Genomic DNA, 15,540 nt, shown 5'->3' on the forward strand with positions numbered 1-15,540 from the left:
CTCATTTCGCGTACACGGCGGTGAAGTCGCGGCTGGTGGACTCGTAGTAGCGGTTGGCCGGGCGCTCCTGGGAGTCGAGCAGCTTGACCGGGGTGGGGTTCTGCGGGTCCGGCACGGGCTTGTAGTACATGTACGACATCCAGGCCGGGTTGATGTCCAGCTGCATGGCCCGGACGCAGCCGGCCCGCTGCAGCAGGTCCGCCAGGGTGCGCACGGACAGGGCCGGCCCGTAGACGTACACGACACGGCCGTCGCGGGTGATCCCGGCGCCCGAGCGCCAGACGAAGTACTTACCGGCGATGGTCAGGCCCCAGCCGCTCTCCACGTTCTGGTCCACCCCGTCGGGGACGCGGCCGTGGTCCACGATCAGCCTCAGGTTCTGCCGTACCCCGGCGACCTGCGGGGTCATCTGCTCCTCGATGCCCCAGGAGCCGATGTCCAGACGGCCGTCCTTGTAGTAGACCAGGGACGCGGCGTCATCGGTGAGGGTGCCGTGGGTGATGCCGTTGAGGTAGAAGCCGCCGCGCGCCTCGCCGACCTTGAAGCCGCCGTTGAAGGTGGCCATCAGGCCGGTTCGGGCGCCGGCCGGGACCGAGGTCGGCACGCCCCAGTGGTCCGGTCCCGGGTCGGCCTCCCCTGGGTGCAGGGTGAACCTGAGCAGCCGCTGGTCCATGGAGACCGCGCCGGCGACATAGGAGGTGTGCTGGTCGTCGGGGCGGACGTAGGCGCCCATCAGTGCCGGGGTTCCGCGCACACTGCCGAGGACCTCCCAGGTGCCCTCCCCCGCGAGCGGGGTGCCCGCGGGCGAGACCAGCCGGGGCGGCACGACGGCCTTCAGGGACGACGTCCCGGCGCCGGCTGCCGCCGCCCCGGCGCCTGCGGGCTGCAGCGCCATGTCGGGGGCGCCGCCCACCTTCGGCGGATGGGCCTTGTACTGGGCGCTCTCCAGGAAGGTGACCAGCGGTCCCAGCTTGTGGTCCCGACCCCATTCGGCGACCCTCGCGGCCACGCTGTCGTCCCCGGGGGCCGTCAGCGCGCCGCCCAGCGACCAGCCGAGCCAGCCGAGGAACACCGCCGTCAGCGCCAGGACCGCCTGGACGCTGCGGTGCGAGAGGAGTCTGCGGATCCGCCTGCGACGGCGCGGCCGGGGCGCGGGAGCCGCGGCCGGTTCATCGGCGGCGTTCGGATCGACGGCGTTCTGATCGAAGACGTCCTGACCGGGCTGGGGTGTCGGCGACGGCTGCACGCGGTGCTACTCCCTGCGGTGGGGGCCGGACATGGCCCGGCCCGGGCGTCCCCCGTCCCAAGCTAACGGCGCATCAGTGAAGTCGCTCGTCGGAGTGGGCGGTTCGAGGGAGGCCGGGGAGATCGGGGAGGTCGTCCAGGAAGTCGGCGGAGGGCGTGAAGAAGAGCGAGCCGGTGACGGCGGTGGAGAAGTCCAGGATCCGGTCGTGGTTGCCCGGAGGGCTGCCGACGAACATGTTCTCCAGCATCTTCTCGGTCACGGCAGGGGTCCTGGCGTAGCCGAGGAAGTAGGTGCCGTACTCGCCGCGGCCGAGGGAGCCGAACGGCATGTTCTCGCGCAGGATCTGACGCTGGGTGCCGTCCGGGTCGGTGACGGTGTTCAGGGCGACATGGGAGTCGGCGGGCTTCACCGCGTCGTCCAGCTCGATGTTGTCGGCCTTGGTGCGCCCGACCGCCCGCTCCTGCTCCTCGGTGGAGAGGGCGTTCCAGGCGGTCAGGTCGTGCAGGTACTTCTGCACCAGCAGGTAGCTGCCGCCGGAGAAGGCCGGATCCTCCTGGCCGACCAGGACCGCGCGGACCGCGTCGCGGCCCGAGGGGTTCTCGGTGCCGTCGACGAAGCCGAGCAGGTCCCGCTGGTCGAAGTAGCGGAAGCCCTGGGTCTCGTCGACGACCGTGGCGGAGCCGGACAGCCGGCCCACCACCTGGCCGGCGAGTTCGAAGCAGGCGTCCATCCGGGGCGCACGGATGTGCAGCACCAGGTCGCCAGGGGTGGACACGGTGCGGTGCCGCTCCCCCACGAAGTCCCGGAACGGATGCAGTTCCACGGGGCGGGGGCCGGCGAACAGCCGGTCCCAGGCGTCCGAGCCGATGCCGGCCACACAGGCGAGGCCGCCCTCGGGGATCCGGAAGCCGACCGAGCGCTGCAGACCGGAGAGGTCGCCGAGGAGATCGCGTACCGCCGGCTCACCACCCGGGTCGATGGTCAGCACCAGGATGATCGCCGCTGCCGTCAGCGGGCTCACCACCGGTTGGGGCTCTGCACGTTCCTTGTTGTCCGAGCCGTCGGTCGTGGCAGGTGGGAGCGCGGAAGTCATGGGACCACCCTGCCGGTCGTGGCGGCGCCCGGCAACCGAGCCTGCTGCTACGCCCCCAGGCCGACCGCGTCCGGGCCGTCCGCGTCGCTCTCGCCGAACAGCGTGCCCAGCACCAGCCCGGCCGCGCCCAGCGCGACCACGTGCTCGCCGGCGTCGGTGACGGTGATGTCGACCTGCTGCCAGCCGGGGTCGGGGAGCCGCTCGCGGACCACGCCGGAGACCCGGCCGCGAAACAGCTCCGGATCGGCGAGGACCGCGTCACCGCCGAGCACCACCTGGGCCAGGTCGAGCAGCCGGACCAGGTTGGCGACGCCCTCGCCGAGCAGCTCGGCGGCTCTGGCCGGGTCCTCCTCCGCCAGGGCGGCCCGGCACAGGGCCTCCAGGCAGCCGTTGTTCCCGCAGGCGCAGCGCGGCCCGCGCAGGTCGAGCACCTGGTGGCCGAACTCCCCGGCATTGGTGCGGGCCCCGCGCTGGACCCGGCCGCCGAGGACCAGCCCGGCGCCGAGCCCGTCACCCAGGTAGACGAAGGCCCGGTCGGCCGCGCCGGGACGGCTGAGGACGCCGGCGGTGGTGTCCTTGTCCAGGAACACCGGCAGCCCCAGCCGGGCGGCCAGTTCGGCGCGCAGCGGTATGCCGTCCCAGCCGGGGAGCCCGGTGACCTGGTGCAGCACCCCGGTGTGCTGGTCCAGCGGCCCCGGGCAGGCGACGCCGACGCCGAGCACGAGTTCCCGGGGGAGTTTCGCGATCAGCGCCTCGACCTGCGCCGCGAGCAGTTCCAGGGTCTGCTGGGGGGTGGCCTTGGAGGGATCGAAGCGGGTGATGGTGGCGTCGGCGATCCGGCCGGCCAGGTCGACCAGCACCAGCGTGCTCCCGTGCCGGTCCAGTTGGGCGCCGACGACCCAGCGCGCCTGCGGGACCAGCCGCAGCAGGGTGCGCGGCTTGCCCCCGGCGGAGGGGACCCGGCCGGAGGGGGCGATCAGTCCTTCGGCGGCCAGCCGCTGGACGATCTTGCTGATGGCCTGGGCGGTGAGGCCGGTGGCGAGGGCCAGCTCGACGCGGCTGATCTCGTCCGCGGCGCGGATGCGCCCGAGGACGGCGGCGGTGTTGTGGTCGCGCAGCGCGGTGAGATTGGCCATGACGTCATTATGCAGGCGAGTTGCCACTTAGTCCACACTGTTGCTTTACTGGAGCCATGGCTGAATCTACTTCCTCCCCCGCCCTTCGCGTCGGGCTGGTCGGCTACGGGCTGGCCGGCTCCGTCTTCCACGCACCTCTGATCAGCGCGACCCCGGGCCTGGAGCTCACCGCCGTCGTCACCGGCAGTCCCGAGCGCAAGACCCAGGTCCGCCAGGACCACCCCGGCGCCGTGACCGTCGCCACCGTGGACGAGCTCTGGCCGCTCGATCTCGACCTGGTCGTCGTGGCCTCCCCCAACCGGACCCATGTCCCGACCGCCACCGCGGCGCTGGAGGCCGGTGTCGGCGTGGTCGTCGACAAACCGCTGGCCGTCACCGCCGCCGACGGCGAGGCGCTGGCCGCGCTCGCCGAGCAGCGCGGGCTGCCGCTCAGCGTCTTCCAGAACCGCCGCTGGGACGGCGACTTCCTGACCGTCTCCGAGCTGGTCCGTTCGGGCCGGCTGGGCTCGGTGGGCCGGTTCGAGTCCCGCTTCGAGCGCTGGCGACCGCAGCTCAAGGGCGGCTGGCGGGAGTTGGGCGATCCGGCCGAGGGCGGCGGCCTGCTCTACGACCTGGGCAGCCATCTGGTGGACCAGGCGCTCACCCTGTTCGGCCCGGCCGTGGAGGTCTACGCCGAGGTCGACAGCCGCCGCGCGGGGTCGGATGCCGACGACGACGTCTTCGTCGCCCTGCTGCACTCCGGCGGTGTCCGTTCGCACCTGTGGATGAGCGCCGTCGCCGCTGACCTGGGCCCCCGGTTCCGGGTCCTGGGCAGCGAGGGCTCCTATGTCGTCGACGGTCTGGACGGCCAGGAGGCGGCGCTGCGCGAGGGCCGCACCCCCGCCGACGCCGACTGGGGCGTCACCCCGGCCGAGGAGTACGGCCGGCTCGGCGCCGGTGGTGCGACCGAGCCGTACCCCACCCGGCCAGGGGCGTACCAGCAGTACTACGCGGGGATCGCCGAGGCTCTGCGCGGGCGGGCGCCGGTGCCGGTCGAACCGAGGGACGCGGTCGCGACGCTCACCGTCATCGAGGCGGCCCGCCGCTCGGCGACCGAGCACCGGACGGTGACGCTGTGACGGCGGCGACGGCAGCTGCGGGGCCGACCACGGCCGAGCTGGAGGCCCAGGAGGCCCGGCTGCAGCTGACCCGCTTCGACAACGACGACGCCTGGCGGCTCGGCTCCCTGCTGGTGCAGCTCTGCCGGGAGGGCGGCCATCCGGTCGCGGTCGACATCCGCCGCGGCGAGCAGCAGCTGTTCCACTACGCCCTGCCCGGCAGCAGCGCCGACAACGACGCCTGGATCGAGCGCAAGATCCGGGTGGTGCGCCGCTACGGCGAGAGCTCCTACCTGGTCGGGCAGCGGTTCCGGGACAGCGGCAGCAGCTTCGAGGAGAAGTCCCGGCTGGACCCGGACCGCTTCGCGGCGCACGGCGGCGCCTTCCCGCTGCGTGTCGTCGATGTCGGCCTGGTGGGAACCGTGGCCGTGTCGGGGCTTCCGCAGACAGCGGACCACCTGCTGGTCGTCGAGGCCCTGGAGCGCTTCCTCCAGGGCTCCTGACGCCGGGGCGGGCCGCGTACCGTGTACTGCGCGGTGATCTCGCCGTTGCGGATCGGACGCGGGCGCTGCGGACCTGGGGAGCGGGGATGGCGGACATACGGCAGGCGACGGAGCACCGCGCGGTGCTCTGGCGCGAGGCGCCGCAGCAGCCGGAGGCGGCAGTCCTGCTGCTGCACGGCGGCCGGGAGAACGGGCTCGGCGCCCTGCGTGAGCACAATCTCGCCCGGCTGCGGATGCGTCCGTTCCTCACAGCGGTCGAGCGTTCCGTGCGGCAGCATCCGGTGGCCGTCGGCGAGGTCGTCTACCGGCTGCGCGGCTGGAACGGGGAGCGGGCCGATGCCGCGGTGGACGCCCTGGCGGCGCTGGCGCAGCTGAAGGCCGAACTCGGCCCGGTCCCGGTGGTCCTGGTCGGCCATTCGATGGGCGGACGTGCGGCGCTGTACGCGGCGGGCGAGCCGCAGGTCACCGGGGTGGTGGCGCTCGCTCCCTGGTGTGTGCCGGGTGATCCCTGGCGGCAGTTCCAGGGCAAGCACCTGATCGTGCTGCACGATGTCTCCGACCGGGTCACCGATCCCGTTGCCTCCCGCGCCTTCGCAGCGGCGGCTCGCGCCGCCGGCGCCGAGGCCTGCGCGTACCAGGTGCACGGCAGCGAACACGGCATGCTGCGGCGGGCCAGGGACTGGCAGGCCGTCAGCACCCGGATGGTGCTGGGCCTGCTGGGCCTGCGCCCGTTCCCCGACGACGTGTCAGCCGCCCTGGCCCTGCGCGGCGAGGCCCCCGGCGGCCTCGACCTACGGCTGCCACGCCGCCGGGAGCTCGCCGGAAGCTAGCTGTCCTTCGGCGGCAGCGGGACGAAGCCGCTGGTTCGGGCGGCGTAGGCGGCGTATCCGGGCTTGGTGGACAGCAACTGCCGCTCCAGCATCGGCTTGCCGCTGCCGTTCACCAGCAGATAGGTCATGACCAGCGGGGCGACCACGGTGGCCCAGCCGATCGGGGTGTCCGCCGCGAGCAGGAACAGGCCCCACCAGACACAGGCGTCGCCGAAGTAGTTGGGGTGGCGGGTGTAGCGCCACAGGCCGGTGTCCAGGACCTGGCCGCGCCGGGCGGGGTCGGCTCGGAACCGGGTCAGCTGCTGGTCGCCGACGGCCTCGAAGCCGAGGCCGACCGCCCACAGTGCGGTGCCCGCCCAGGCCGGGGGCCCGGGCGGGTGCGGGACGAACAAGGCGACCTGGACCGGCAGCGAGACCAGCCAGACCAGGGCCGCCTGCAGCAGGTAGACCATCCGCAGCGCATAGCGGTCGCGACGGCCCGGCGCGGCCCTGGCGAGCAGTCGTTCGTAGCGCGGGTCCTCGGGGTGGCCCCGGCCGCGCCGCCAGATGTGCGCGGCGAGCCGCAAACCCCAGACCAGGACCAGCAGCAAGGCCAGCAGTCGCCGTCCGGGATCGCCGTGCCCGGCCGACAGGCCGTACCCGGTCACGGCCACCGCACAGAAGCCCAACCCCCAGGCCACGTCCACGACCCGGTGCAGACCGGAGCGCACCCCGACGGCGAAGGCCGCCAGCAGTACCGCCAGCGCCGCGCCGAGGCAGGCCGCGAGCGAGACCAGCAGGGCGCCGCCGTCGACGCCACTCACCTCGGGTCGCCGTCCCGGGTCAGCAGTAGTTGCTGGACGTCGAGGTAGCCGCTGCGGAAGCCCGCCTCGGAGTAGGCGAGGTAGAGCGTCCACATCCGCTGGAACACGCTGTCGAAGCCCAGCGCGGCGACCTCGTCGGCGCGCGCGGTGAAGCGCTCGCGCCACAGTCGCAGCGTCTCGGCGTAGTGGATCCCGTAGCCATGACGTTCGGTCAGCCGGAGGCTGGTGTGCCGGTCCAGGGTGGTGCGCACCGCCTCCACCGAGGGCAACAGACCGCCGGGGAAGATGTACTTCTGGATCCAGGTGAAGGTGCGCAGGCTGGCGAGCATCCGGTCGTGCGGCATGGTGATGGCCTGCAGCACGATCCGGCCGCCGGGGGCGAGCACGCGGTCCAGGGTGGCGAAGTAGACCGGCCAGTAGTCCGGTCCGACGGCCTCGACCATCTCCACGCTGAGCACGGCGTCGTACTGTCCGGTCACAGACCGGTAGTCGCACAGCCGCACCTCGACCTGGTCGGCCAGGCCGGCGGCGGCGATCCGACGTTCGGCCAGCTGCTTCTGCTCCTCGGAGAGGGTCAGCGTGACCACCTCGGCGCCCCGGGCGGCGGCGCGCAGGGCCAGCTCGCCCCACCCGGTGCCGATCTCCAGCACCCGGGTGCCGTAGCGGACCCCGGCCAGGTCGAGCAGACGGTCGATCTTCCGGTGCTGGGCCGGGACGAGCAGCTCCCAGGAGGCCCTGGGCGCCCCGTCGGCCGTGGTCGCGAACAGTGCGGAGGAATACGTCATGGTGGGGTCCAGGAACAGCGCGAACAGCTCGTTGGACAGGTCGTAGTGCGCCTGGATGTTGCGCCGTGCGTTCTCCGGGGTGCCGAGCTGCTCGGCCGGTCGGCGCGGGGTGAACCAGCGCCGCAGCCATTGCAGTCGGGGCGGGACCAGCGTCCCCGGGGAGGCTGCGAGCGCGGTGAGCAGCGCGACCAGATCGGGCGAGTCCCAGTCGCCGGCCTGGTAGGACTCGCCGAAGCCGATCAGGCCGCCGCTGCCGATCCGGTGGAAGAAGTCGTCGGGCGCCTCCAACCGCAGCACCGGAGCGCCCTGAGGCGGCGTCTTGAAGGGCGCCGTCCGGTTGAACGACTGTCTGCCGGGCAGTTCGACGCGCAGGCCCACCCGCCGGGCGACCCGGCGCAGCAGCAGTTCGGCGACGCGGGCACGCAGTGGAGAGGCGGGGACGGTGGCGATGTCGGGCCAGCGCCCGGGGTCCGCGCCCCGACGCTGGTGCCACCGGGGCGCGCTGCCGTGACGGTCGGCCGTGGACGGCTGGGTCATGGTGCCGAGACTCCTTGCTGACGGGGATGGCGGGGTCGGGGCTGGACGGGCAGGCCGCGCAGGTAGAGCCGGATGCCCTGGAGACGGATGTGTGCGGAGACGGCGAGGGTGGGCAGCGGGTGCCGCAGGGCCGCGCGCAGCAGTGCGGCGGGTCCGGCCGGCTCACGGCTGCCCCGAACGGTGGCGGTGAAGAGCCGCCCGTTCGGGTGGTCCAGGTGCATGGACAGCTTCAACTGCTCCCCGGGAAGCGGCACCGCCATCCGGTAGCGTCCCTCGACGCCGAAGAACGGGGAGACGTAGAACTCCTTCCCGACGTCCGCCCGGCCCTCGTCATCGGTCCGCAGCAGATAGCAGTGGCGCTCGCCGTAGGTGTTGCAGACCTCGGCGACGGTGCACACCGGCGTCCCCCGGTCGTCGTGGCACCAGTAGAGCGTGAGCGGATTGAACACGTGTCCGAGGCAGCGTGCCTGAGTCAGCATCAGCACTTGGCCGCCGTTCAGGTCCACGCCGTTGGCGGCCAGATAGCCGTCGAGGTTGCCGCGCAGCGTCCCCCGCGGGTCACCGAGGTGGTCGCGGGCCTCGAAGCCGGCCAGCGGGCGCAGCAGCGCGGGAAGCCGGGGCAGCCGGTCCAGGTCGACCAGCCACAGGTAGGTGCTGTGGTGGAAGGCCCGGCGCAGCGGCGCGGTGCGGACATGGGTGATCCGGCAGTCGTAGAGCGCGGCTCCCCAGCGGCCGCCCGACCTGCTCATACCCGCACCACCCCGGCCAGCGCCCGGGCCGCCTCGACGCCGGAGCGGCAGCCGTCCTCGTGGAAGCCCCAGCCGTGGTAAGCCCCGGCGTAGGCGGTCCGGCCGGTGCTCAGCGCGGGCAGGCGCTGCTGTGCGGCACGCGATTCGCGGGTGTAGAGGGGATGCTCGTACACCGTGCGGGAGACCACGTGCTCCTCGGCGATCGGGTGCTCCGGGTCCTCGTTGAGGGTGACCAGGTAGTCCTCGGGAGTGTCCAGGCGCAGCAGCCGGTTCAGATGGTAGGTGACCCGGACCTGGTCGGAGCGGTCCACACAGGAGGCCATCTGGTAGTTCCAGGAGGCCCGGGCCCGGTGGGCGCGCGGCAGCAGCGAGCGGTCGCGGTGCAGCACGGTCGGGTTGTAGGAGTAGCCGAACGCGCCCAGCACCGCCCGCTCCTCCTCGCTGGGGTCGGCCAGCAGCCGCAGCGCCTGGTCGGGGTGGGTGGCCAGGACCACGCCGTCGTACTCGGCGGGCGGCCGGTCCGCGGCGGCGATCACCACCCCGTCGCTGTGGCGCCGGACGGAGCGCACCGGCGCCTGGGTGTGGACGGCGGAGAGCCTGGCGGCGATGCGTTCGACATAGGTGCGGGAACCGCCGCTGACGGTGCGCCAGGTGGGCGAGCCGGTGACGGAGAGCAGGCCGTGGTTGTCCAGGAAGGCGAACAGGTAGCGGGCCGGGTACTCGCGGGCCAGGTCGGGTGCGCAGGACCAGACCGCGGACACCAACGGCGTCATGAAGTGGGCGGAGAAGTAGGGCGAGAAGCCGCCCCGCTGCAGGAACTGGCGCAGGGTCAGCTCGTCGGCCGCCGGATCGGACGAGGCCAGCAGCCGGCGGGCGAGCCGGTGGAAGCGCGGGACGGCAGCGAGCATCCGCAGGTAGCGCGGCCGGGCCAGCGAGTCGGCCTGGGCCAGCAGTCCGCCCGCGCCCCGGGCGCCGGCGTACTCCAGGCCGCAGCTCAGGCAGCGCACCGACATGCTCATCTCGGAGTCCTGGGTGGGTATCCCGAGTTCGCCGAAGAGGCGGATCAGATGAGGGTAGGTACGTTCGTTGTGCACCAGGAAGGCGGTGTCCAGGGCCAGGTCGGAACCGTCGGCGGCGCGGATGTCCTGGGTGTGGGCGTGGCCGCCGAGGCGGGTGTCGGCCTCGTAGAGGGTGACCCGCGCGCCGCCGCGGGTCAGCTCGTAGGCGGCGGTGAGACCGGCGACACCGCTGCCGACCACGGCGATCCTGCGACCGCCTGCGGCTCCGTGCTCCGTGGGGTGCCCTGCCGGCGCGCCCAGTCCGACGTTCTCCGTCATACCCGCACATCCCCGCACTCCGGGCGGACGGCGTGTGCACCGCCCGCGGACTCGTCCCCCCGCGCGAGTGATTCGGTGCCGTCGGAGGTACGGATTGGTCCGGATGGGAATCGATGGTGCGGACCGCGGATCAGCCGTCCTGGGAGACCGCCTGGTCGTACAGCGCCTGCACCTTGCCGCCGAAGTACGGGCTGTAGGAGACGTCGTCGGTGTCCCCGCCCTCCTGGTAGCCGCCGATGACGCCGATGACCGTGCCGGTGCGGGTGGCCTTGTCGAAGGAGGTGAGCCAAGGGCTGCCGCTGGTGCCGCCGGGGAAGCCGGTGCAGGCGATCTTCATCTGGGTGTCGCTCTGCTGGGTCGTGGTGTTGAAGCAGGAGATCGGGGCACTGGCGTCGGAGGGGTAACCGGTGATGTGGACCACCCGGTTGAACCCCTTGTCGATGCCGAGGGTGTTGCCGCCCAGCACGTCCTGGATCTGCTTGCCGCCGACCGTGCCCAGGGCCAGGAAGGCGACGTCCAGGTCGGGGTCGGAGGAGTCGATCCAGCTCTGGTCCACGAAGATCCTGGTGATCGGCCACTCCCCCTGCGCGGCGCTGCCGTCGCGGTACTCGGGCACGAAGACCAGATCGCTGCCGTAACTGCCGCCCTGGCCGCCGTGGACGCAGTGGGCCGCGGTCAGCAGCAGGTTCTTCCCGGAGCTGTTGACGACGCTGGCCGTGCAGAAGTGGTCGCCGCTGACGTCGTGGTCGAAGATCGCACCGACCCGTGCGTTGCCGCTGGTGGCCTTGGCCGGGTGCGAGGTGCCGCCGTGCTTGGCCAGCGCCTGCTGCAGGCGCTGCTGGGACCAGGCCGACGGGCTGCCGCTGACGACGTCCGCGACCGCGGTCGGGGCCGCCGACCCCGAACCGGATCCCACGGTGGAACTGGAACTGGAGCTGGAGCAGCCCGACGCCAACAGGACCAGGGCGCCGCCCAGGACCGCCGCCGCACGCCCGCCCGGCCGCCGCACGCCCGCCGTCGTGGTTCCCTGCATGGTGTCCGACCTCGTTCCGCTGGCCCGTGAGCTGCTATCACCGATCCTGCCCCGGCGGCCCCCCGACCTGCGCCTCGGATCGCCCGTACGGGTGGGCGGTCGCGCTCCGTCCGCAAAGCGGTCACCGGTTGGCGAAGCGCAGCAGGGTGACGGTGGGGCGCCGGCTCCGCAGCACCGGCAGGCGCTCCACCCGGGGGACCGCCACCGCCCACAACAGGCCGCGCCCCGGCGGCAGTTCGACGCCTCTGATCTCGACGATGCCCGGATGCGCGGTGGCCAGCCGGGGCCGCTCGGCCGCGTTCATCCGCCAGGGCATCGGCGGCAGCCGATAGCCGCGCGCGACCGGCGGCCCGCGCCGTGCCGCGGGATCGGCCGGCCGCCCGGGGGTCCGGGGGACGGCGTCGAAGACCAGTCCGCCGCCGGGAAACTGCTCGGCGCAGTTCGCGATCAGATCCCTGACCTCGGGCGGACGGAGGTACATCAGCAGCCCCTGGGCCAGCACCAGGACGCCCCGCGCCGGGTCGATCCCCTTGGTCCAGGACGGATCCCTGACGTCGCAGGCCAGCGTGTGCTGCCGGGAACCGTGCGGAAGCAGCGAGTGACGCAGTGCCAGCGGCTCCGGAAGGTCCACGGTCAGCCAGGAGACCCGGCCGTTGTCACAGCGCCAGAAGGCGGTCTCCAGCCCCTCCCCAAGAGAGACCACGGTGCCCTCCGGGTAGGCGTCGAGGAACTGGCGGACCACGGAGTCGAAGCAGGCGGCGCGCAGGGCGAGGGCCTGGGCGACCAGCGGGTGCGGATGGCCGAAGCGCTCGGTGAACGGATAGCCGCCGGTCTCCGCCACGGCCTCGGCCAGGGCCACCGCCTCGGGATCCGGCAGCACGGTGTCCGGGCGCCGGGCCTCGGCGGCCCGCTGGTACAGCGTCCACAGCATGGTCTCCGGTACGCCGTCCAGCACGACGGCCGTGCTCGCTGCCATGGACGGCCTCCTGTCCTACCCCGGGTCCGCCCGGGCGCCCGGATATCCGCGCTGTTCCCATGGTGGACCGGATGGGCCCGGATCACCCCTGGTAGGCGTGCGTCTGGGTGGCCTTGACGGCGGCCCAGACCTCGTTCCCCTCGGCCAGGCCCAGTTCGGCGACCGCGCCCTGGGTGAGGTCGGCGGTGATCCGCAGGTCGCCGACGAGATCCAGCCTGACCTGGTCGCCGTGCAGCTCCATCCCGGCCACGACCGCCCGCCACAGGTTGCGGGCGCTGGTGTCGGGGCGGGTGCGGTGCACCGTGACAGCGGACGGCGGGAAGGCGACGAAGACCGGTCCGGTGCCACTGTCGGCGGTGGTCACGGCCACCGGCCCGGACTCCCCCTCGACCAGCGCGTCGTGACCGTCGGCGGTGCCGCGGAAGAGGTTGAGGCCGACCAGCCGGGCGATGTAGTCGCTGCGCGGGTGGCGCGCAATCTCGGCGGGCGCTCCGTCCTGCACCACCCGGCCGTCCTCGATGACGGTGATCCGGTCCGCCAGCACCATGGCGTCCAGCGGATCGTGGGTGACCAGGACGGCGACGGCCTCGAACTCGGCGAGGTGGCGGCGCAGCTGGGTGCGCACGTCGAGCCGGGTGCGCGCGTCGAGGGCGGCCATCGGCTCGTCCAGCAGCAGCAGCCGGGGCCTGGGGGCGAGGGCGCGGGCCAGCGCGACCCGCTGCGCCTGGCCGCCCGAGAGCGACCGGGGTCGGGCACCGGCGTGCTCGGTCAGCCCGACCCGGTCCAGCCAGGCGGCGGCCTCCGCGCGGGCGGCGGCCTTGCCGCCGAGCCAGTGGCCGCCCCGGCCGCCCCGGCCGCGGGTGCCGCGCGTGCCGCGGGTGCGCAGCCCGAAGGCGACGTTGTCGAGGGCGCTGAGGTGCGGGAACAGCAGGTAGTCCTGGAACACCACCCCCACCGGTCGCTCCTCGGGCGGGACCCGCAGCCGGGCCGACGGCTCCTCCAGGGTCTGTCCGTCCAGGGTGAGCCGTCCCGCGTCGAGGGGGGCGAGGCCGGCCAGCGCGCGCAGGGCGGTGGTCTTGCCGGACCCGTTCGGTCCCAGCAGGGCGAGCACCTCGCCGGGGCAGGCCCGCAGGGTGATGTCGAGCCGGAAGCCGGTGGCGGCGTCCGCCCGGGGCGGGCGTTCCACGACCAGATGGGCGTCCAGGCCGTCGGCGGCCGTGGGGCGGCTGTCGGTCATGCGGGCCCTCCGGTCCAGCGTCCGCGCAGGCCGACCAGGACCAGCACGGAGACGACGAGCAGCACCAGGCTCAGCGCGATCGCCGTGGCCGGGTCCTCCTGCAGGGCCAGGTAGACGGCCAGCGGCATGGTCTGGGTGGTGCCGGGGAAGTTGCCGGCGAAGGTGATTGTGGCGCCGAACTCGCCCAGCGCCCTGGCCCAGGCCAGCACACTGCCGGCGGCGATGCCGGGGGCGACCAGCGGCAGGGTGACCCTGCGGAACGCGGTGAAGCGGGAGGCGCCCAGGGTCGCGGCGGCCTCCTCGTAGCGGGAGTCGGCGCCGCGCAGCGCCCCCTCCACGCTGAGCACCAGGAACGGCATGGCGACGAACGCCTCGGCCACCACCACCCCGGCCGTGGTGAACGGCAGGGTGATGCCGAAGGCGGAGTCCAGCCAGCGGCCGACCAGCCCGTTGCGGCCGAAGACCAGCAGCAGGGCGACGCCGCCGACCACCGGCGGCATCACCAGCGGCACAGTGACCAGGGTGCGCAACAGCGTCCGTCCGGGGAAGTCGGTGCGGGCCAGCAGCCAGGCCAGCGGCACGCCGAGGACCAACGAGACGGCGGTGGCGGCGGTGGCGCTGATCAGCGAGAGCCGCAGCGCCGGCCAGACCGTGCCGTTTCCGAGCAGGCCGGCCATGCCGCTCCAGGGCGCCCTGACCAGCAGCCCGACCAGGGGCAGCACCAGGAACGCCAGGCCCAGCAGGGCCGGGAGCAGCAGTGCCACCGGCACGGCGCCGGCCCGCCGGCGCCGCCACTGGCGGCTGCGACGGGACGGCGCCGAACTGATCAGATCGGGGCCGGTCACGGTGCCTGGAAGCCTGCTGCCGAGAGTTCCTGCTGCGCCGGGGCGGACAGCACGAAGGCGGTGAAGGCCTGAGCCGCTGCGCTGTTGCTGCTGTGGGCGAGCGGGGCGATCGGGTAGCTGGTCACGGCCTGCTGGGCGGCGGCGAAGTCGACGCCGAGGACCTTGCCCTTGGCGCCCTGGACGTCGGTGCGGTAGACCAGCGCGGCGTCCACCTCCTTGAGCTCGACCTTGGTGAGCGCGCTGGTGACGTCCTGCTCGTAGGTGACCGGCGTGACCGTGACCTTGGCCGCGGCCAGGGCCTTGACCGCGGCGGCGCCGCAGGGGACGGTCTTGGCGCACAGGGCGACCTTGACGGAGGACGAGGAGAGCTGCTGCAGCGTGGTGATCCCCTTGGGGTTGCCGGGGACGACGGCGATCTCCAGGCTGTTGCGGGCGAAGTTCACCGGCGCGGCGGCGTTGTCGTTCGCCTTGGTGACGGTCGTCATGGTGGCGGTGCTGGCCGAGGCGAAGACGTCGGCGGGGGCGCCGGAGACGATGCTCGCGGCGAGGGTGTCACTGCCGCCGAAGTTGAAGGTCACCGTGGTGCCCGGGTGGGCGGCCTCGAACTCCTTGCCGAACTGGGTGAAGGTCTTCTTGAGCGAGGCGGCGGCGAAGACGGTGAGCTTGCCGGTGATCGCGGCAGACGCCGAGGCGCTCGCCGATCCGGCATCCGAGGAAGAAGCAGCAGAGGCCGAAGAGGCCGTGGAGGAGGCCGTGGTGGTGCCGGAGGAGGAACAGGCCGTCAGTGCGAACAGCGCGGCAGCTGCTGTGGCGCCGAGAGCGGCGGTGCGGATACGGGTGTTGGCCATGGCGGGTGTACCCCCTGGGGTGAAGGTCGGTCAGGAACGTTCGACGACCACATTGGTCGACTTGATCACAGCGACGGCGGGGACGCCGGGCTCCAGCCGCAGCTCCTCCGCCGACTCACGGCTGATGAGCGAGACCACCCGGAAGGGACCTGCCTGGATCTCCACCTGCGCGGCCACGTCTCCGAGCACCACGTCGGTGACGATGCCGCGGAAGCGGTTGCGGGCGGACGAGGGGAGCCCTTCCGCCGCCGCGGTCTCGGAGCGCGCCAGTTCCCTGGCGAAGGCCGCCAGCTGGGCGCCCGGGACGATGCGGTGGCCGTGCTCGTCGCGCTCGGCGGCGAGCCGGCCGGCGTCGACCCAGCGGCGCATGGTGTCGGAGCTGACACCGAGCAGGGCTGCGGCCTCCCCGATCCGGTAGCTGTTCACATGACGGTCATCTTGTCGCATCTGCTATCCCCTCGTCACTCGTAGCATTGCACAGGCCA

The 15,540-nt window shown here is 73.2% G+C and carries 16 protein-coding genes; 3 read left to right on the forward strand and 13 right to left on the reverse strand.

The window, feature by feature from the left end:
• Position 1: 1 nt before the first annotated feature.
• From ABH941_RS34565 to ABH941_RS34575, 3 genes are all read right to left on the reverse strand, one after another.
• On the reverse strand, positions 2 to 1,246 hold the full coding sequence (locus ABH941_RS34565) for a phosphodiester glycosidase family protein (protein WP_370133789.1): 1,245 nt from the start codon (positions 1,244 to 1,246) through the stop codon (positions 2 to 4).
• Positions 1,247 to 1,319: 73 nt separating this feature from the next.
• Entirely contained in the window at positions 1,320 to 2,339 is a 1,020-nt protein-coding gene (locus ABH941_RS34570) for a Dyp-type peroxidase (RefSeq protein WP_370133791.1), read from the reverse strand.
• A gap of 47 nt (positions 2,340 to 2,386) precedes the next feature.
• A complete protein-coding gene (locus ABH941_RS34575; protein WP_370133793.1) occupies positions 2,387 to 3,475 on the reverse strand; it encodes an ROK family transcriptional regulator in 1,089 nt (362 codons plus the stop codon).
• Positions 3,476 to 3,531: 56 nt separating this feature from the next.
• Between ABH941_RS34575 and ABH941_RS34580 the strand changes: the two genes are divergently transcribed.
• The 3 genes from ABH941_RS34580 (at position 3,532) to ABH941_RS34590 (ending at position 5,905) form a co-directional block, all read left to right on the forward strand.
• Positions 3,532 to 4,593, forward strand: coding sequence for a Gfo/Idh/MocA family oxidoreductase (locus ABH941_RS34580; protein ID WP_370133795.1), 1,062 nt, complete (start codon positions 3,532 to 3,534; stop codon positions 4,591 to 4,593).
• Positions 4,590 to 5,075 (forward strand): heme-degrading domain-containing protein, encoded by a 486-nt coding sequence (locus ABH941_RS34585; RefSeq protein ID WP_370133798.1) that lies wholly within the window; start codon positions 4,590 to 4,592, stop codon positions 5,073 to 5,075. Before ABH941_RS34580 ends, ABH941_RS34585 begins: the two co-directional genes overlap by 4 nt.
• A gap of 86 nt (positions 5,076 to 5,161) precedes the next feature.
• Positions 5,162 to 5,905: an alpha/beta fold hydrolase gene (locus tag ABH941_RS34590; RefSeq protein ID WP_370133800.1), complete on the forward strand. Its 744-nt coding sequence runs from the start codon at positions 5,162 to 5,164 to the stop codon at positions 5,903 to 5,905.
• Here ABH941_RS34590 and ABH941_RS34595 read toward each other — a convergent pair.
• From ABH941_RS34595 to ABH941_RS34640, 10 genes are all read right to left on the reverse strand, one after another.
• On the reverse strand, positions 5,902 to 6,708 hold the full coding sequence (locus tag ABH941_RS34595; RefSeq protein ID WP_370133802.1) for a DUF1295 domain-containing protein: 807 nt from the start codon (positions 6,706 to 6,708) through the stop codon (positions 5,902 to 5,904). The genes ABH941_RS34590 and ABH941_RS34595 overlap by 4 nt on opposite strands.
• A complete protein-coding gene (locus ABH941_RS34600) occupies positions 6,705 to 8,030 on the reverse strand; it encodes a class I SAM-dependent methyltransferase (RefSeq protein ID WP_370133805.1) in 1,326 nt (441 codons plus the stop codon). Before ABH941_RS34600 ends, ABH941_RS34595 begins: the two co-directional genes overlap by 4 nt.
• The gene (locus tag ABH941_RS34605; protein ID WP_370133808.1) at positions 8,027 to 8,779 is read right to left on the reverse strand and encodes a DUF1365 domain-containing protein; all 753 of its coding nucleotides are present in this window, start codon (positions 8,777 to 8,779) and stop codon (positions 8,027 to 8,029) included. Before ABH941_RS34605 ends, ABH941_RS34600 begins: the two co-directional genes overlap by 4 nt.
• A complete protein-coding gene (locus tag ABH941_RS34610; RefSeq protein WP_370133810.1) occupies positions 8,776 to 10,116 on the reverse strand; it encodes an NAD(P)/FAD-dependent oxidoreductase in 1,341 nt (446 codons plus the stop codon). Before ABH941_RS34610 ends, ABH941_RS34605 begins: the two co-directional genes overlap by 4 nt.
• Positions 10,117 to 10,246: 130 nt before the next feature.
• A complete protein-coding gene (locus tag ABH941_RS34615; protein ID WP_370133812.1) occupies positions 10,247 to 11,149 on the reverse strand; it encodes a serine protease in 903 nt (300 codons plus the stop codon).
• 121 nt (positions 11,150 to 11,270) lie between these two features.
• Complete coding sequence (locus ABH941_RS34620) at positions 11,271 to 12,125, reverse strand: class I SAM-dependent methyltransferase (RefSeq protein WP_370133815.1); 855 nt, start codon at positions 12,123 to 12,125, stop codon at positions 11,271 to 11,273.
• An 82-nt stretch (positions 12,126 to 12,207) separates the two neighbouring features.
• Positions 12,208 to 13,362 (reverse strand): ABC transporter ATP-binding protein, encoded by a 1,155-nt coding sequence (locus ABH941_RS34625; RefSeq protein WP_370133818.1) that lies wholly within the window; start codon positions 13,360 to 13,362, stop codon positions 12,208 to 12,210.
• Positions 13,359 to 14,207, reverse strand: a complete 849-nt coding sequence (locus ABH941_RS34630; protein WP_370133821.1) for an ABC transporter permease — start codon at positions 14,205 to 14,207, stop codon at positions 13,359 to 13,361. Before ABH941_RS34630 ends, ABH941_RS34625 begins: the two co-directional genes overlap by 4 nt.
• Positions 14,204 to 15,055, reverse strand: coding sequence for a molybdate ABC transporter substrate-binding protein (modA, locus tag ABH941_RS34635; RefSeq protein WP_370133824.1), 852 nt, complete (start codon positions 15,053 to 15,055; stop codon positions 14,204 to 14,206). The genes ABH941_RS34630 and modA overlap by 4 nt, the downstream gene beginning before the upstream one ends.
• A 30-nt stretch (positions 15,056 to 15,085) precedes the next feature.
• Positions 15,086 to 15,502 carry a molybdopterin-binding protein gene (locus ABH941_RS34640; RefSeq protein WP_208329481.1) on the reverse strand — a complete coding sequence of 139 codons (417 nt, stop codon included), beginning with the start codon at positions 15,500 to 15,502 and terminating at the stop codon, positions 15,086 to 15,088.
• Between the last annotated feature and the right edge of the window lie 38 nt (positions 15,503 to 15,540).

The sequence above is a fragment of the Streptacidiphilus sp. EB103A genome, assembly GCF_041261405.1.
In the GTDB taxonomy this organism is placed as follows: Bacteria; Actinomycetota; Actinomycetes; order Streptomycetales; family Streptomycetaceae; genus Streptacidiphilus.